Genomic DNA, 17,564 nt, shown 5'->3' with positions numbered 1-17,564 from the left:
TACGGAGTTGAAAAAAATGAAACCGCTAACAAAGCAAATCGTCCAAAGTTATAGAACGAAAGAAACCAATCGACCACTTGTCCTTGTTGCGATAATCATTGGTATGTTTATGGCTGCTATTGAAGGGACGATTGTTTCTACAGCGATGCCAGGTATTGTCGGTGATCTTGGGGGATTTTCAAAGTTCAGTTGGGTCTTTTCAGCTTATCTTCTTATGTCAGCTATAACGGTTTTGCTTTTTGGGAAACTTTCGGATCTATTCGGTCGCAAACCGATCTATACCATTGGCATTGTCGTCTTCCTAATAGGTTCACTGTTGTGCGGATTTGCTGAATCGATGGAAGCGCTCATCATTTACCGCTTGATTCAAGGTGTTGGAGCAGGAGCTGTTCAACCGATTGCCCTTACAATCGTTGGAGACATGTATTCAATGGAAGAAAGGGCGAAGATTCAAGGGTATTTAGCAAGCGTATGGGGTATTTCTGCTATAGCTGGACCAGCGCTTGGTGGTCTATTCGTACAGTATATCGAATGGTCATGGGTGTTTTGGATGAATATCCCACTTGGTATTCTATCGCTTATTGGCATTTTGCTGTTGTTGCATGAAACAATCGATAAGGAGAAAAAGTCTATTGATTACGGAGGAGCGGGTTTATTACTCGTTTCGGTTAGCGCATTAATGATTGTCTTAATAGAAGGCGGTGTACGGTGGGAGTGGACTTCGTTACCAATAGTAGGATTAATTATTTTATCCACTGCTGGAATTTCGCTGTTTTTTCATGTTGAAAAGAAGGCGAAAGAACCTTTAATGCCGCTTAGTATTTGGAGTAGTCCTGTTATTGCCATTTCAAACTCTGTCACATTTACGACCGGGATGATCTTAATTGGTGTCTCAAGCTTTTTACCTACCTTTGTTCAGGGGGTGATGGAGCGTTCACCAATTGTAGCAGGCTTTACATTAACAACCATGTCGATTGGATGGCCAATTGCTTCAACGGCTGCTGGTAATCTAGTAATCAAAATTGGCTTTAGGACAACGTCGGTGCTCGGTGGCATTTCTCTTATACTTGGCTCTACTATTTATCTGTTTATGACGCCTGCACTAGGTCCAATTTTTGCAGGGGTGGGTTCATTTTTCATTGGAGTTGGGATGGGATTAACATCGACAACGTTTATTGTAGCTATCCAGGGCTCAGTTTCATGGCAACAGCGAGGAATTGCTACAGCTACAAATATGTTTATGAGGACGCTAGGCAGCGCAGTTGGAGCAGCTTTGCTTGGCGGAGTTCTTAACAGTAGACTTCAACACTACTTAACAGAAAAAGCGACTGCTAAGGATATTTCCATTAATACCGCAAATCAATTACTTAATGAATCGAAAAGGAAGTCCCTTGATCCAACGCAACTCGATCTTTTACAAAACGGTTTAACGATTTCACTTAAATGGGTATACGGTGGTGTATTTATACTGGCTCTCTTTAGTTTCCTATTGCTTCTTTTCATACCGAAACTATCCAAAAAAGAAACCCCGGTTCGCTCATGAGCCGGGGTTAAATGATTCGTGTTAGGAATTCAATTCGATTACGGAAAGGATCAAAGAAAGAGAACCTTTCATATCCTTCTATTTGTGTCTCCTCTTGAAAGGAAACGCCTTTACTCTCTAGGTGCATTCTTGCTTCTTCTAAATCCTCTACCTCAAAAGCAGGGTGCCTTTTCCCTGGTAACCCCATTTCTTCCACCCCAATGTGTATGTCAATATTCGCAACCGTTAACCAGAAACCACCGTTTTTCTTTAATTGTTCCGGTTTGGGAATTTCTTTGAAATCAAGCGTATTAATATAGAAATCTCTTGCAACGTCTTCTTGATTGGGTGGTATGCATAGTTGGATGTGATGTAGGCGTTTATACTGTAAAGACATGTAACTCACTCCTAGAATTGTTTAGTGAAAATGCTATAACATACTTGGAAAATGAGAAGTATTGTCATGGAGCGTAGTAACCAATTAACTTGACCAAGTGTAAGCTTGTCTGCAATCCTGACTGAAATTTGAGCACCTGTAATTGAGCCAATAGCAAGTGGAATTGCAATCATCATATTTAAATGGCCACTGAAGAAGTAGACGACCACCGCACCTGTGCAACTTAAAAAGGTATTAAATCTAGTTAATCCGATTGAAGCAAGATAGGAGATCCCAACATGGCGGAATAGATTCATCTGAAGGGTTGCTTGACCCGGTCCAAACGTTCCGTCGTACCAACCAATCACTCCAACGAATGGTAGAGCTCTGCTAGGAACAATTCTTGAGGAATAATTGGTTTTTTTCTTCTTTAAAAAAGATAGCCCAAGCGCTACAATTAGCATTCCACCTGCGAACAGTTGAAGCGATTGTTGCGAGAGAGACGAAGCGAATAATCCTCCAAGTATACCTCCAGCAAGTGCAATCGGACCCGTTTTCATTGCTTCTTTGAACGCCAATTCTTTTCGTCTAAGCAGTACGTAAAAACTTGAAAAAGAACTGAGCATATTAGAGAATTTATTCGCTGATATGATCGAGTGAATAGGAAGACCAAGTAAGATCATAGCAGGAACATTAATCAAGCCACCGCTTCCAGACAACGTTCCAATGAACGTTGCCACAATTCCAATTACGAATAACCATAACCATTCCATTGCCATCATCCTTTTGTGGTTCTTCCTACAGTATATTCCTCTTCCAACCATAACGAAATTAGATTATAATGATGATTTATGATAAGAATAACTTATGAACAAATGTAGTTGAAGATAAGGGAGTAGTGGTTGAAAATGAGTTCAGAATATCACGTTCTTTCTATTCTGGCAGAAGAAAAGAATATGCGAAGAGCTGCTGAGCGGTTGTATGTCTCACAACCAGCGCTTAGTCAGAGGCTACAGTCCATTGAGAAAACATGGGGAGTTTCAATTTTTCTCAGGTCACAGAAAGGTCTTACGATTACGCCTGCTGGTGAGCGAATTATTTCATTTGCTAATGATACGTTGCGTAGAGAAGAGAAGGTGTACGAAGCCCTAACTGCACTTAGCTCAGAAGTTCACGGAACGCTTAAACTTGCAGTAGCCTCTATTATCGGACAATACTGGCTTCCGGCAGTACTAAAGAAATTCGTGGAACATTATCCAAGTGTAAAGATATCACTTGTAACTGGGTGGAGCAGTGACATATTACGTTATTTATACGAAGATGATATACATGTTGGGATTATTAGGGGTAAGCCTGATTGGAGAGGGAGGAGTCAGTACTTACTTTCAGATGAACTGTATCTTGTTGATACTACGATACAATCCATTGAGGAGCTTCGGGTAACTGAAAAGCCTTTTATTCAATTCAAAAGCGATTCGACTTACTTTCAAGAAATTCAAACCTGGTGGCAAACGCAGTCTTTTGCTCCCCCGAAAAAGACAATTGTAGTCGATCAAATCGAAACGTGTAAACAAATGGCATTGAACGGAATAGGGTACGCCATCTTGCCTTCGATTAGCATCACGGAAGATGATAAGGAGTTTTTCAGAATTCCGCTTTCAGATCGTGAAGGCGCTCCACTGAAAAGAGATACGTGGTTATTAACAAATGATACAGCGATGCAGCTTAAGCAAGTGCAGAAATTTATGGAATTGTTAAATGATTAGCCTTTAAGATTAGACTTCACGATTACGTTCATGTACGATAAAATGAGTAACATGCTGAAGCTGTAGCTCATGCATGATGATTAAAGGAGGAACATACACCATGAAAATGATGGATGCAAACGAAATTATTAGCTTTATTCAAAACAGTGAGAAATCAACTCCTGTAAAAGTACATATTAAAGGGAACCTTGAAGGAATTGACTTTGGTAGCAACACAAAGTCTTTCATTACGGGTAATACTGGTGTTCTTTTTGGTGAGTGGAAAGAGATCAAGAAAGCACTTGAGTCTGAATCTTCTAAGATTGAAGACTACGTTGTCGAAAACGATCGTCGCAACTCAGCTATTCCTATGCTTGATCTTAAAGGAATCCAAGCTCGTATTGAGCCAGGTGCAGTTATTCGTGATCAAGTAGAGATTGGTAATAATGCAGTAATCATGATGGGCGCGATGATTAACATCGGTTCTGTCGTAGGTGAAGGCACGATGATCGATATGAACGTTGTTCTTGGTGGACGTGCAACTGTAGGTAAGAACTGTCACATTGGTGCAGGCTCTGTACTTGCAGGCGTTATCGAGCCGCCATCCGCGAGCCCAGTTGTCATTGAAGATGATGTTGTTATAGGTGCTAATGCTGTTGTTCTAGAAGGTGTAAAAGTTGGTAAGGGTGCAGTCGTAGCAGCTGGTGCAATCGTAACAGAGGACGTTCCAGAATATACACTTGTAGCTGGTACACCTGCTCGTGTATTGAAGAATATTGACGACCAAACACGTTCTAAAACGGAAATTAAAAAAGAGCTTCGTCAGCTTCAAAACGATTAATAATCATGGATAGGATTGCTGTTCGAAGAGATTTGCACAAAATTCCTGAGATCGGCTTTAAAGAGTTCAAAACGCAAAGCTATCTTCTTCAGTTTATTCAAAACCTTCCTCAAGATCGTCTTGAAGTGAAGACTTGGAAGACAGGAATTCTGGTCAAGGTTAAGGGTCAAAACCCAACGAAAACGATTGGCTACAGAACAGATATTGATGGTCTTCCGATAGTAGAAGAGACAGGGTACCCTTTTCAGTCAGATCATGAAGGATATATGCACGCATGTGGGCATGATTTTCATATGACAATCGCTCTCTCGCTACTAGAATATTATTCAACTCATGAAGTGAAGGATCATTTGTTGTTTATTTTTCAGCCAGCAGAAGAGGGACCTGGTGGAGCATTACCTATGCTAGATAGTGAAGAGTTTATTTCCTGGAAGCCAGACCAAATGGTTGCACTTCACATTGCACCAGAGTATCCAGTTGGTACAATTGCAACAAAAACTGGTTTGCTTTTTGCTAATACGTCTGAACTTTTCATTGATTTGAAGGGGAAGGGTGGACATGCAGCCTATCCTCATCACACTCGTGATATGGTCGTTGCTGCTAGTCACCTTGTTACCCAATTCCAGTCAATTGTAGCTAGGAATATTGATCCTCTTGATTCAGCGGTCGTGACTGTTGGAAAAATTGAGGGCGGTACAAAGCAGAACATCATTGCTGAGAAAGCAAGAGTGGAAGGTACGATTCGAAGTCTCTCAGCAGAATCGATGACTCTTGTAAAGCAACGGATTGAAGCAATCGTTAAAGGGATTGAAGCTTCATTTGAATGTAGTGCTTCAATTGACTATGGGTCAAACTACTTCCAGGTTAACAACGATACAGCTCTTGTAGGTGAATTTATGGAGCAAGCTGATAAGCTTTCCGATGTTTCTGTAATTGAATGTCGAGAAGCAATGACGGGCGAAGATTTTGGCTATTTCCTTAAAGAAATTCCAGGATTTATGTTCTGGCTTGGTGTTAACTCGGATTCTGGTTTACATTCTTCTTCTTTAATGCCAGATGAAGCAGCGATGGAGACCGCATTTCAAGTGATGACAGATTACTTTAATCGTATTGCAAATTAACGATCATAACCCCCTGGGCAAACGCTCAGGGGGTTATGACTATTTGTAAATGGCTCTTTTCTAAAGGCTATATTAGCTCATATTGTTGATTTCTCGATTTTTGGCTCATTCGAGTGAAACCTTAGTTTCACTCGCCTTTCTAAAAGATTGTTGCTTTTAAGACAATTATTCAAAAAAACATACTTAGTGATTAGAGCGGAAGGATGCTTACCGCCCGCCCCGCGGAAAGCAACTCACTCATATAGTAACTATGTATACGAATAGAGCCTTCTAAATAAATGAGATTATTATCCACTGTATACATATTTTCCATTTTTGTGGAGAAAATAATCTTGTTGGTCAAGATACATAGTTGAAAGGAGTGAAGAGTATGAACAAGAGAATAGCTGTTGAAGATACGCTTTCTGACGTAGCACAAGCGCTTCAATCGAAAGGTTACGAAGTTGTATCATTGAAACAAGAAAGTGATGCTAGTGGCTGTGACTGCTGTGTCGTTTCAGGACAGGATCAAAATGTAATGGGTATGCAGTCGGTATCGACTCAAGGATCTGTTATAAACGCTGATGGAATGACCGCTGATCAAGTTTGCCAGCAGGTGGATAGTCGTTATCAGTAACTAAAAACGAACCCCTCACAGAGGGGTTCGTTTTTTTAACTATTTTTCTTTACCCAGTTTCCATTATCGTTCTTTTCATACTTTTGCTCGACTGCGCTCCAAGCTACTTTGAAAGCTGTTTTCTCTTGATCGTACTGCTCAGAAGCAGAATTAAAAGCTTCTTTAAAAATATCTTGAGCGTGAGCGGGCAAGTTGTCCTTCACTTGATCTGGTAAATCGTTTCGTGAATTGTAAGGCAATGGAATCACTCTCCTTTGAAAGATCTGTGATTACCTTACCCATGTTAGAAAGAGTATAAACGATTACTGCTCTTTCTTCTCCACATAGACTTGATGAGGGAAAGGAATTTCAATGCCGTTTGCATCGAGTGCTTCCTTAATTTCTTTACGCAACTGGCGTTCAACGCCCCATTGCTCCATATTCTGAGTTCTGCAAAGTACGCGTAGAACAACGTCTGATGATCCAAGGTTCTGAACACCTAATACATCTGGACCTTCAATAACTGCTTCGTTTGTAGCAGCAACGTTATCACACACACCTTGAATAACTCGAATCGCTTCATCAATATTATCATCATAAGAAATTCCAATATCAACGAGTGCACGCATGTTTCCTCGTGAGTGGTTACTTAAAGCACTGATCTCTCGGTTTGGTACATAATTAAGCGTTCCGTCAAATGAACGAATATGTGTTGTTCGTAGGCCGACTTCCTCAACGATGCCGCCAAATCCACCTGCAGTCACATAGTCTCCAACGTCCATTTGTTTCTCAAGCAGAATGAAAAATCCAGTAACAACGTCACTTACAAGACCTTGAGCACCAAATCCTACGGCAAGACCAATAATACCGGCGCCGGCAATGAGTGCTTTAATATCAAATCCAAACGTTTCAAATATAATGGCTGCTGCCATGAATATGAGAACATAAGAAAAGATGCTTTTCGCTAAATTCATTAGCGTATTCGATCTTCCCTCACTCATGTTTTGTTTTTCTGATACTTTACCAAAGGTTCTTTCAATAAAACGATTTCCGATTGCTTTTACAATCGCATAAACAATAAGAATTGCGATTAGCTTCAATAAGATTAAGCCTGTATCGACTAGAAGACCGGCCCAATCAATGTTGTTGAAAAGTTCCAAATCATTTCCTCCTTTATAAGTCCTTGTCTTATGTACAAATAACACAAGTCAAAGTATATCGAAAATTGTCGTGTAAATTCAAGTAAAGTGTTGAAACAAGACGAATAGCAAGATTTTCGTTATACTTAAAGTACCCTGTTTATTTGCCAATAAACGTGGGTACGATAGAGAAGTCGGGGTTATTCCTTAGATTAAATTAATTATCATTTAACATTGACTAAAAATAACTCGTGTACTATAATGGCATTTGTGGGCGAAAGCCGCAGGATATTTTCTAGGAGGGATTTACACATGGTAGAACGCATGGTAGGTAAACAAGCACCTCGCTTCGAAATGGAAGCAGTTATGACAAACAAAGAATTCGGTAAAGTAAGTCTTGAAGAAAACATGAAAAACGATAAATGGACAGTACTTTTCTTCTATCCTATGGACTTCACTTTTGTGTGCCCAACTGAAATTACAGCACTTAGCGATCGTTTCGAAGAATTCGATGATCTTGATGCAGAAGTAGTTGGTGTATCAACAGATACAATCCATACTCACTTAGCATGGATCAACACGGATCGTAACGATAATGGTCTTGGTGACCTTAATTACGCACTTGCTGCTGATACTAATCATAAAGTTTCTAAAGATTACGGCGTGTTTATTGAAGATGAAGGTGTTGCACTTCGCGGACTATTCATCATTAATCCAGAAGGTGAACTTCAGTATTCTGTCGTTAACCATAACAACATCGGCCGTGACGTAGATGAAACGCTACGTGTGCTACAAGCACTTCAAACTGGTGGACTTTGCCCGGCGAACTGGAAGCCAGGTCAAGAAACACTTAAATAAAATGCGTAACCAAAACTCCAAGGAGGACAACCTCCTTGGAGTTTTTTTATTTGAATGGCTATGTTAGCTCGTATTTTGATTTCTCGATTTTTGGCTCATTCGAGTGACAGTTTCACTCGCCTTTCAGCTCTGCTGAAAGGTCGCCCTGTGGTGACCAATCGTCTGAGCAAATGAATTTGCTCGAACCGATTGGTCACCACAGGGCGTAAATGAGCCAAAAATCAATACTATTCATTAACATAGCCATTTGAATAAAAATCTTAAGTGATCTGGTATGCCACTCTTCCATTTAAATAATTCCGAATTTTAGGTCTAATAGGTGGTTATTTATTTCGAAATCCGATATATTATGTATATTGTCACTTAATTTTAATTCTTTATTGTCAGAGGGTGGTGTGAGGATGGAAACATTTAAAAGATTAAAAGAGTTCTATTGGCCATATAAAAAGTTATTCCTTTGGTCAGTGTTCTCACTGATTTTTGTTACGGGAATTACAGTGCTTTACCCGATGCTTTTACAATTCACTATTGATGATGTCATTCTAAAGCAGGAATACAAATGGGTACCGTATCTTGCATTCGGATTTATCGGCATCATGATCGTAAAGGGAGTAGCGACGTTCTTTCAGCAGTACCTCGGGGATTTATTCGGTGTTACGGCAGTCTATCGACTCAGAGAAGAACTCTACAAAAAGCTTCAGTATCTACCGTTTCGTTACTACGACAATGCTAAGACTGGCGACTTAATGTCCAGGTTAACAGCGGATGTGGAAGGATTTCGTTTTTTCCTTTCATTTGGTTTCGCTCAGGTTATCAACTTCATTCTAATTGTAAGTTTTAGTCTTGTTGTTATGTTCAGTTATTCTGTTCCACTTGCATTTGTAACGTTAGGAATGCTTCCGTTCCTTGGAATAGCTGTTTATATGTTCGATAAGCGTGTTCATCCGGCGTTTAGAGGTATACGTAAATCGATGGCAAGGTTGAATACGAAAGTGCAGGAGAACATTAGCGGTATTAATACAGTAAAATCTTTATCAAGAGAAGATTTTGAGATTAATAAATTCGTCGATAGCAATACGGATTACAGAGATAATTACTTAACAACTTCATACATATGGGCAAAATTCTTCCCGTTGATGGAGTTCATAGGAAATCTTTGTGTTGTCTTCCTTCTATCTTATGGAGGATATCTTGTTTTTCAAAACCAGCTACAGCCTGGTGAACTTGTAGCGTTCTTTAGTCTTGTTTGGTATATCATATGGCCTATTATGAATCTGGGATTTGTCATTAATACGTTTTCTCAGTCTAAAGCGTCTGGGGAAAGACTCCTTGAAATTCTTGATGAATCAGAGGATATCTATGATCGAGAAGATGCGATCGATGTAGAGCGCATGGAGGGGCATGTTGCTTTTAATCAAGTGACACACAAATATAGCTCAGAAGATAAAGAAGCATTAATCGATATTTCATTTGATGCACCGAAAGGAACGACTATTGGTCTCCTTGGGGCGACCGGTGCGGGTAAAACAACGACTACTCAATTAATTGCGCGTTTTTATGAGCCTACGAGTGGAGAAGTGAGAATTGATGGAAGAAACATCAATGATTACACTGTTAAATCACTTCGTAGAAACATTGGTATTGTATTACAGGAGACGTTCTTATTCTCATCTACCATTCGAGATAATATTGCTTATGGTGACCCGGACATTTCCTTTGAAATAATACAGGATGCTGCAAAACGTGCACAAGCGCATGATTTTATTATGGAAATGCCTGACGGTTATGACACAGTTCTTGGTGAACGTGGAATGGGGCTTTCCGGTGGACAGAAGCAAAGAATTGCTATTGCAAGAGCGATTCTAACAGATCCTAGTATATTAATTCTCGATGACGCAACAAGCGCTGTTGATATGCAGACGGAAGGGAAAATCCAGAAAGCATTTCAAGAAGTAATGAAAGGAAGAACGACATTTATTATTGCGCATAGGATCTCTTCGTTAAAACACGCTGACGAAATACTCGTCTTAGATGAGGGGAAAGTTGTTGAGCGTGGAGGGCATAGTGACCTTATTGAGAATGATGGCTACTACCGTAGCATCTACGACATTCAATATCAGGATCGGGAGGAAATCAGGGCAAGGCAAACTGGTTGAAATGGGGTGTAGAGTTGAAACAAAATCGAAGAGCGAGGTTCCACTACTCGCAAGACACAGCAATAGAAAAGCAATTTAATTGGAAGCAAATGACGCGGCTACTTGGATATATGGATCCTTACAAGAAAAATTTGCTGCCAAAAGCGATTATCTCTATGCTTTTATCAACAGCTGTACGGTTAATTATACCTATTTTTATTGGGGTATTACTATTTGATCATGCGATTAAAGATCAAGATGAAACGCTGTTAGTTCAATTAATTATCGGGATTGCGGCCCTATACTTACTATCATGGGTTGCGAACACCTATCGGATTAAATGGACGAATCAGCTTGGGCAGTATATTATCTATGACATTCGACAGGGGCTCTTTAAGCATATTCAACGCTTATCGCACGGCTTTTTCGATAAACGTTCTGCAGGATCAATTTTAGTCAGGATTATTAATGATGTTAATTCCATGCAGGAGCTATTCACAAGTGGTGTTATTAACCTATTAATGGATATTGTTCTACTGTTCGGCATTATTGTTATTATGTTTGTTCTTAGTCCTCAGTTAACACTCGCCATCATGATTATTCTGCCATTAATGTTTTTGATTTCGACAAGCTTGAGAAAGAGAATTCGCCGGTCGTGGCAGCAAGTTCGAATTAAACAGGCAAAACTCAATTCTCACTTAAACGAAAGCATACAAGGAATTCGTGTTACCCAATCTTACACGCAGGAAAAAGGAAACATGGAATTCTTTGAAGGTGTTAATCATGAGAATTACGCTAGCTGGAGAGATGCAACACAAAAAAGTGCATTTTTTAGACCATTCGTTGAAATGTCGAATGCGATTGGGACTGCAATTCTGATTTGGTTTGGTGTCTATCTAATTCAAAATGGAATGGACTATGGTGTATTTGTTACATTTGCTTTCTATCTAGGGATGTTTTGGGAGCCTATTTCACGTCTTGGTCAAGTTTACAACCAATTGCTCGTTGCAATGGCTTCCTCCGAGCGAATTTTTGAATTTCTAGACGAACAACCGAACGTACCTGAGAAAAAGAATGCTATTGAAATGAAGGAAATGAAAGGCGAAATTACATTTAAAGATGTTGAGTTTTCTTATGATGAAAGCCGTAAAGCTCTTCATGAAATGAGCCTGAAAATGAAGGCAGGCGAGACGGTTGCGCTTGTTGGGCATACTGGATCAGGTAAGTCGACAATTGCAAACTTAATCAGTCGATTCTACGATCCTACCAATGGAACAGTACGAATTGATGGAGTTGACCTAAAAGATGTTAAACTTGATAGCTTACGAGAAAAGGTTAGCGTTGTACTCCAGGATACGTTTATCTTCTCAGGTACAATCATGGAAAATATTCGTTTCGGTCGACCTGATGCAACGGATGAAGAAGTGATAGAAGCCGCTGTTGCTGTTGGGGCGGATCATTTTATTAAACGATTGAGTAATGGGTATGCAACGGAAGTAGAAGAGCGAGGCAATGTTTTATCTGTAGGTGAACGACAGTTGCTATCTTTTGCTCGTGCACTCCTAGCAGATCCGAGAATTCTGATTCTCGATGAGGCAACAGCTAGCATTGATACAGAAACAGAACTGAAAATCCAAAAGGCTCTTAACGTAGTACTCAAAGGAAGAACAGCCATCATGATTGCTCACCGACTTTCTACCATTCGTGAAGCTGATAATATTATTGTATTGGATCATGGACGAATACTAGAGCAGGGTAATCATGGCGAATTAATGCGTAGTGGTGGCACGTATTATGAACTTGTTAAGTCTCAGTTTAATATGATGGACGCAGGATAAAGAAGCCGGTAGCGGCTTCTTTTTTTTGCTTATGTTAACAAACAGTGTTGATTTTTGGCTCATTTACGCCCTTTGGTGACCTTTCAGCAGAGCTGAAAGGCGATTGAAACTGAGGTTTCACTCGAATGAGCCAAAAATCGAGCAATATGAGCTAACATGGCCAATAAATAAGGATCTCTCAATCATTGCGCAATCCTTTTTTAATAGGCTCTTTTCTAAAAGATTGTTGCTTTTGAAAGAATTTCTTATATAAAAAGCCACACTTCGCTAATTGGAGCGGAAGGAGGCTCACCGCCCGCCCCGCGGAAAGCGAGCATCCTGGAATGGAAATCAACTCGCAATAGCAACAATGTCTTCGAAAAGGGTCTAAATTATATACTTTGTGATACTTGTCACAAAGTTAGAGATAGGTCATAATAAGGTTATTAACAAGCATATTATTTCAATCGTTTCTATTGATAGCAATGAGGGAAACAGATTAAGAGATAACTAGAAAACGGAAGAAAAGGGGATGGACGAGTTGGATTTGGATTCAGCGATGCTAAGTCGTATGTTAACAAGCTTAACACTCGGATTTCATATTATCTTTGCAACACTAGGTGTAGGGGTTCCGCTATTAATTAGCTTAGCAGAATTTATTGGTATTAAACGGAATGATCCTTACTACACATTACTCGCTCGTCGATGGACGAGGGGATTTGTTGTAACCGTCGCAGTTGGTGTTGTGACCGGAACAGCAATAGGACTTCAACTATCGCTATTATGGCCTAATTTCATGCAGCTTGCTGGACAGGTTATTAGTTTACCGCTATTCCTTGAAACGTTTGCTTTCTTCTTTGAAGCAATCTTTCTAGGAATCTACCTTTATACATGGGACCGGTTTAAGAAGCCGATTTATCACTGGATCATTTCAATACCAGTCATTATAGGGTCAACGCTTTCAGCAGTGTTTATTTCAACAGTGAATGCATTCATGAATGCTCCGCAAGGATTTACGATGGTCGGTGGTGTTTTGACGGATATCGAGCCACTCGTAGCCATGTTTAATCCAGCTACACCAACCAAGGTAGGGCATGTTGTGATGTCTGCCTATTTAACATCTGCAATGGTCCTTGCAGCGATAACAGCATTTAGTATGTTAAAAGGTAAGCGTAGCATCTATTATAAGAAAGCATTAAAACTTACAATGACAGCTGGGTTTATTTTTGCAATTGGGACAGCGGTTATTGGAGACTTCTCGGGTAAGTTTCTTGCAGAATACCAACCTGAGAAATTAGCAGCTGCAGAGTGGCATTTTGAAACGACAGAAAATGCTGATCTTGTTGTTGGAGGATTTCTAGATCGAGAAACGGAAGAAGTAAAGTATGGCCTTGTTCTACCTAATTTCTTAAGTATTCTTGCTCATGGTAATCCAAATTCAGAAGTAATGGGGCTAGATCAAGTTCCGGAAGACGAAATTCCACCTTTATTTATTCACTACTTATTTGATGGAATGGTAGGAATAGGTATGTTCCTTGCAGCACTAACCTTTTTCTACATGATTGCCCTGCGATTAAAACGATTTAACGTAGAAAACAAGTGGCTGCTTCGATTAATTGTTCTAGCAGGACCACTTTCTGTGCTTGCTATTGAGTTTGGTTGGATATTCTCTGAAGTTGGTCGTCAGCCATGGATTTTATGGGATATACTCAGAACGGGACACGCAGCAACAACTTCTGATAGCGTTGGATTAATGTTTATCCTTTTCTTATTGCTATACATCGTGTTAGGCACACTTTGTGTAACAGTGCTCCGTAAAATGTTTAAATCAAATCCAGCAGAGAACGAGCTAGAGGAAATTGCGAGAACGAAATAAAGAGGTCAGTTCGAGAGGGGTGAAGCAATGGACATTCAATTAGTAGGAATAACCGTACTTTGGGTTTTCCTTTACGGGTACTTAATTACGGCCTCCATCGATTTTGGAGCAGGTTTCTTTGCTTATTATGGGGAACTCACTGGACGTGAGCATATTATTAATAAAATTATTAGCCGTTATTTATCTCCGGTTTGGGAAGTAACGAACGTGTTTTTTGTTTTCTTTTTCGTTGGACTAGTCGGTTTCTTCCCAGATACAGCATATTATTATGGTACAGCTTTACTCGTTCCAGGTAGCATTGCAATTATTCTTATCGCCATACGGGGATCTTTCTATGCTTTTGGTAACTATGGCGCAAAGAAGAGTAGAGTATACACATTTCTATATGGCGTAACAGGATTATTAATTCCAGCATCTCTTTCAACAGCACTAACGCTATCGGAAGGAGGGTTCATTGAGGAGGTTAATGGAGAAGTTGTTTTCTTAGCAGGAGAACTATTTTCAAGCTTCTATTCATGGTCTGTTGTTCTTCTGGCAATTGTTTCTGTGCTCTTTATTAGCGCCGCCTTCCTTACGTATTATGCAAGCAGGGCGAACGATGAGCCCGCACTAGAGTTGCTACGAAAGTACGCGCTGTTCTGGAGTGCGCCAACGATTCTATCCAGTATCCTTGTTTTCGTAGCGCTTCAACAGCACAACCCAACTCATTTTGAACGCACTTTAGACTACGCGTGGTTTTTCATAGCGTCGTTATTAAGTTTTTTAATTGCAACATACCTGATTTTCAACAAAAAACGGTACGGAACGGCGTTTCTTTTTGTAATGTTACAGTTTTTCTTCGCCTTTTTTGGTTACGGAATTTCACATTTACCTTGGATTCTATATGATTATATTACAATCTACTCTGGGTATACGAATGAAACAACCGGTGTTTATCTTGTTATAGCCTTTATAGCAGGCCTTTGTCTTCTTGTGCCGTCGCTTATTCTGTTAATGAGGTTATTCCTATTTGATGCAGAATACGTAAAGGGGAACAAGTCGCAATGAGAACGTATTGACACTATGTATGAAAGTGGTAGGATAGAGTGGATAGTACGCCTACCATCTTGCTGGTAGCGTTTCTCTCTGGATAAGTAGGAGGAATGTAGGTTGAAAAAGCAATTTGCTGTAATTGGACTCGGTCGTTTTGGTGGTAGTATATGTAAGTCATTAAGTCAGCAGGGAATGGAAGTACTTGCGATTGATATGGATGAGGATAAAGTGAATGAATTCTCATCAGTGGCAACGCATGCTGTAATCGCTGACTCGACAGACGAGAGTGTCTTAAAAAACCTTGGTATTCGAAACTTCGATCATGTCATTGTAGCGATTGGAGATAATATTCAATCGAGTATTCTAACAACACTAATTCTTAAGGAATTAGGGGTTAGCAAAATCACTGTGAAAGCACAGAATGATTACCATGAAAAAGTGTTAAATAAAATTGGAGCGGATAAAATTGTGCATCCTGAACGCGATATGGGTGTTCGAATCGCGCACAATATCGTCTCTAATAGCGTATTAGATTACTTGGAACTATCAGATGAGCATAGCATCGTTGAGCTTATTGCTAATTCTAGAATGGATAATAAATCGATTATTGAACTGGATATTCGTGCTAAGTACGGGGCGAATATTGTAGCTATTAAAAATGGCGATGAGATCATCGTTTCACCACAAGCCGATCAAAAGATCTATAAAGGTGATATTCTAATTGTTATTGGCTCTGACCAGGATATTAATCGTCTTGAACGCCAATTATTAAATCGTGATTAATACGTATAGAACATAAAAAAACAGCCTGTCGGAATGACAGGCTGTTTTTTGGTTTATTAAATTTCCATAATGATCGGAAGGATCATTGGACGACGCTTTGTTTTCTCGTATAAGAAAGGAGCTAATGTATCAGTGATTTCATTTTTGATTTCTGACCACTGACTTGTGCGTTTTTCCATTACTCCGTTTAGATGCTTCGATAAGATCTCTTGAGCATCATTGATAAGGTCACCAGATTCTCTCATATAGACAAATCCTCTTGAAATGATGTCTGGTCCAGAAAGAATTTTGAACTCTTTCATGTTAATAGAAACAACTACAATAACAAGACCTTCTTCAGAAAGAATCTTTCTGTCACGAAGAACGATATTACCGATATCGCCAATTCCTTTTCCGTCAACATAAACAGAACCGGATGGGATTTTTCCGCTTATTGAAGCTTCATTCTCGCTAAGTGCAAGCACTTCACCATTATCCATGATAAAGGAGTGATCTTGCGGGATACCGCAATCTTGAGCAAGCTTTGTATGCATTTTTAACATGCGATACTCACCGTGGATGGGCATAAAGAACTTCGGCTTAATTAGACGGAGCATAAGTTTCTGCTCATCTTGTCCACCATGACCAGAAGTATGAATGTCGCTAAGCTTATGGTGAATAACGTCTGCACCAGCACGAGAGAGTTGGTTGATAATTCTAGAAACACTAACCTGGTTACCAGGAATAGGTGAAGAAGAGAATACAACCGTATCTCCGGGGATGATCTGAATTTGACGATGTGTTGCATTAGCAATTCTAGAAAGTGCTGCCATCGGTTCGCCCTGACTACCAGTACAAAGAATTGTAACTTTGTTCTCAGGTAGGCGGTTAATTTGGTGTGCATCAATAAAAGTATCTTTTGGAGCGTTAATATAACCAAGCTCTTGACCAATCGTGATGTTTGCTTCCATGCTTCGACCAAATACTGCAACTTTACGTCCATTTTCTACGGCAGCTTCAACAACTTGCTGTAGACGGTGTATGTTCGATGCAAATGTTGCGAATATAACACGTCCATCAACTTTTCTGAAGATGTCCTGAATCGTTTCGCCAACACGGCGTTCTGACATTGTGAATCCAGGCACTTCACTGTTTGTACTATCTGAAAGAAGAGCAAGAACGCCTTCTTTACCGATTTCAGCCATTTTAGTTAAGTTAGCTGGTTCTCCAACTGGAGTAAAGTCGAACTTAAAGTCACCAGTGTGAACAATGTTACCAGGTGGTGTCTTTACTACAACACCGTAAGAATCTGGAATACTGTGAGTTGTTCTAAAGAACATAACGGATGTTTTTCTAAATTTAATGATGTCTTCTTCTGTAATTTCATTTAGTGATGCACCACGTAGAAGGCCATGCTCTTCAAGTTTATTACGAATAAACCCAAGTGCAAGCTTTCCACCGTAGATAGGTACATTAATTTCACGAAGCAAGTAAGGGATGCCGCCTATGTGATCTTCGTGGCCGTGGGTAATAAATAATCCTTTGATCTTATCTTGATTTTTAACAAGGTAAGAGTAGTCAGGAATAACATAGTCAATTCCTAATAACTCCTCTTCAGGGAATTTAATTCCTGCGTCAACAAGAATAATTTCATCCTGAAACTGAATTCCGTACATGTTTTTACCGATCTCTCCGAGTCCGCCTAATGCGAAAACGGCTGTTTGATGATTTTTAACAAATTTCAT

Annotated in this window: 16 protein-coding genes; 11 read left to right on the top strand and 5 right to left on the bottom strand. The window is 39.8% G+C overall.

The features are described from left to right. Window positions 1–16: 16 nt before the first annotated feature. Window positions 17–1,543 (top strand): MDR family MFS transporter, encoded by a 1,527-nt coding sequence (locus AB986_RS06170; RefSeq protein ID WP_048309990.1) that lies wholly within the window; start codon window positions 17–19, stop codon window positions 1,541–1,543. A 7-nt stretch (window positions 1,544–1,550) separates the two neighbouring features. Here AB986_RS06170 and AB986_RS06165 read toward each other — a convergent pair whose 3' ends face one another. Both AB986_RS06165 and AB986_RS06160 read right to left on the bottom strand, forming a co-directional pair. Next, on the bottom strand, window positions 1,551–1,919 hold the full coding sequence (locus AB986_RS06165; protein ID WP_048309989.1) for a VOC family protein: 369 nt from the start codon (window positions 1,917–1,919) through the stop codon (window positions 1,551–1,553). An 11-nt stretch (window positions 1,920–1,930) separates the two neighbouring features. Then, a complete protein-coding gene (locus AB986_RS06160; protein WP_048309988.1) occupies window positions 1,931–2,671 on the bottom strand; it encodes a sulfite exporter TauE/SafE family protein in 741 nt (246 codons plus the stop codon). A 135-nt stretch (window positions 2,672–2,806) separates the two neighbouring features. Here AB986_RS06160 and ccpC point away from each other — a divergent pair, with 135 nt between their 5' ends. The 4 genes from ccpC (at window position 2,807) to AB986_RS06140 (ending at window position 6,221) form a co-directional block, all read left to right on the top strand. Continuing rightward, window positions 2,807–3,664 carry a transcriptional regulator CcpC gene (gene ccpC / locus AB986_RS06155; protein ID WP_048309987.1) on the top strand — a complete coding sequence of 286 codons (858 nt, stop codon included), beginning with the start codon at window positions 2,807–2,809 and terminating at the stop codon, window positions 3,662–3,664. 100 nt (window positions 3,665–3,764) lie between these two features. Next, window positions 3,765–4,484, top strand: coding sequence for a 2,3,4,5-tetrahydropyridine-2,6-dicarboxylate N-acetyltransferase (gene dapD / locus AB986_RS06150; protein ID WP_048309986.1), 720 nt, complete (start codon window positions 3,765–3,767; stop codon window positions 4,482–4,484). A gap of 5 nt (window positions 4,485–4,489) precedes the next feature. Then, the gene (locus AB986_RS06145) at window positions 4,490–5,605 is read left to right on the top strand and encodes an N-acetyldiaminopimelate deacetylase (protein ID WP_048309985.1); all 1,116 of its coding nucleotides are present in this window, start codon (window positions 4,490–4,492) and stop codon (window positions 5,603–5,605) included. 370 nt (window positions 5,606–5,975) lie between these two features. Beyond that, complete coding sequence (locus tag AB986_RS06140) at window positions 5,976–6,221, top strand: YkuS family protein (protein WP_048309984.1); 246 nt, start codon at window positions 5,976–5,978, stop codon at window positions 6,219–6,221. Window positions 6,222–6,256: 35 nt separating this feature from the next. On the opposite strand, the gene AB986_RS06135 is transcribed toward AB986_RS06140, so the two are convergent. Beyond that, entirely contained in the window at window positions 6,257–6,460 is a 204-nt protein-coding gene (locus AB986_RS06135; protein WP_048309983.1) for a ChaB family protein, read from the bottom strand. 63 nt (window positions 6,461–6,523) lie between these two features. After that, window positions 6,524–7,360: a mechanosensitive ion channel family protein gene (locus tag AB986_RS06130; RefSeq protein WP_048309982.1), complete on the bottom strand. Its 837-nt coding sequence runs from the start codon at window positions 7,358–7,360 to the stop codon at window positions 6,524–6,526. Between the two features lie 291 nt (window positions 7,361–7,651). Here AB986_RS06130 and AB986_RS06125 point away from each other — a divergent pair, with 291 nt between their 5' ends. From AB986_RS06125 to AB986_RS06100, 6 genes are all read left to right on the top strand, one after another. Continuing rightward, window positions 7,652–8,197 carry a peroxiredoxin gene (locus AB986_RS06125; RefSeq protein WP_048309981.1) on the top strand — a complete coding sequence of 182 codons (546 nt, stop codon included), beginning with the start codon at window positions 7,652–7,654 and terminating at the stop codon, window positions 8,195–8,197. Between the two features lie 401 nt (window positions 8,198–8,598). Then, window positions 8,599–10,353: an ABC transporter ATP-binding protein gene (locus tag AB986_RS06120; protein ID WP_048309980.1), complete on the top strand. Its 1,755-nt coding sequence runs from the start codon at window positions 8,599–8,601 to the stop codon at window positions 10,351–10,353. A 14-nt stretch (window positions 10,354–10,367) separates the two neighbouring features. Beyond that, entirely contained in the window at window positions 10,368–12,170 is a 1,803-nt protein-coding gene (locus tag AB986_RS06115; RefSeq protein WP_236690310.1) for an ABC transporter ATP-binding protein, read from the top strand. A gap of 520 nt (window positions 12,171–12,690) precedes the next feature. Then, window positions 12,691–14,025 (top strand): cytochrome ubiquinol oxidase subunit I, encoded by a 1,335-nt coding sequence (locus AB986_RS06110; RefSeq protein ID WP_201779259.1) that lies wholly within the window; start codon window positions 12,691–12,693, stop codon window positions 14,023–14,025. A 27-nt stretch (window positions 14,026–14,052) separates the two neighbouring features. Further along, the gene (locus AB986_RS06105) at window positions 14,053–15,072 is read left to right on the top strand and encodes a cytochrome d ubiquinol oxidase subunit II (protein WP_048309977.1); all 1,020 of its coding nucleotides are present in this window, start codon (window positions 14,053–14,055) and stop codon (window positions 15,070–15,072) included. A gap of 102 nt (window positions 15,073–15,174) precedes the next feature. After that, the gene (locus tag AB986_RS06100) at window positions 15,175–15,840 is read left to right on the top strand and encodes a potassium channel family protein (protein WP_048309976.1); all 666 of its coding nucleotides are present in this window, start codon (window positions 15,175–15,177) and stop codon (window positions 15,838–15,840) included. 56 nt (window positions 15,841–15,896) lie between these two features. Here AB986_RS06100 and rnjA read toward each other — a convergent pair whose 3' ends face one another. Further along, a complete protein-coding gene (rnjA, locus tag AB986_RS06095; protein WP_048309975.1) occupies window positions 15,897–17,564 on the bottom strand; it encodes a ribonuclease J1 in 1,668 nt (555 codons plus the stop codon).

Source organism: Guptibacillus hwajinpoensis (assembly GCF_001039475.1).
In the GTDB taxonomy this organism is placed as follows: Bacteria; Bacillota; Bacilli; order Bacillales; family Guptibacillaceae; genus Guptibacillus; species Guptibacillus hwajinpoensis.
Note: the sequence above shows the minus strand (reverse complement) of the source record. Positions and strands in the feature narration are given on the sequence as shown.

Bases quoted from the DNA above. Each gene is read 5' to 3' on its own strand.
- AB986_RS06105 (WP_048309977.1), top strand. From the start codon at position 14,053: ATGGACATTCAATTAGTAGGAATAACCGTACTTTGGGTTTTCCTTTAC.
- AB986_RS06165 (WP_048309989.1), bottom strand. From the start codon at position 1,919: ATGTCTTTACAGTATAAACGCCTACATCACATCCAACTATGCATACCA.
- AB986_RS06125 (WP_048309981.1), top strand. From the start codon at position 7,652: ATGGTAGAACGCATGGTAGGTAAACAAGCACCTCGCTTCGAAATGGAA.
- dapD (WP_048309986.1), top strand. From the start codon at position 3,765: ATGAAAATGATGGATGCAAACGAAATTATTAGCTTTATTCAAAACAGT.
- AB986_RS06120 (WP_048309980.1), top strand. From the start codon at position 8,599: ATGGAAACATTTAAAAGATTAAAAGAGTTCTATTGGCCATATAAAAAG.
- AB986_RS06145 (WP_048309985.1), top strand. From the start codon at position 4,490: ATGGATAGGATTGCTGTTCGAAGAGATTTGCACAAAATTCCTGAGATC.
- AB986_RS06140 (WP_048309984.1), top strand. From the start codon at position 5,976: ATGAACAAGAGAATAGCTGTTGAAGATACGCTTTCTGACGTAGCACAA.
- rnjA (WP_048309975.1), bottom strand. From the start codon at position 17,564: ATGAAATTTGTTAAAAATCATCAAACAGCCGTTTTCGCATTAGGCGGA.
- AB986_RS06160 (WP_048309988.1), bottom strand. From the start codon at position 2,671: ATGGAATGGTTATGGTTATTCGTAATTGGAATTGTGGCAACGTTCATT.
- AB986_RS06170 (WP_048309990.1), top strand. From the start codon at position 17: ATGAAACCGCTAACAAAGCAAATCGTCCAAAGTTATAGAACGAAAGAA.
- ccpC (WP_048309987.1), top strand. From the start codon at position 2,807: ATGAGTTCAGAATATCACGTTCTTTCTATTCTGGCAGAAGAAAAGAAT.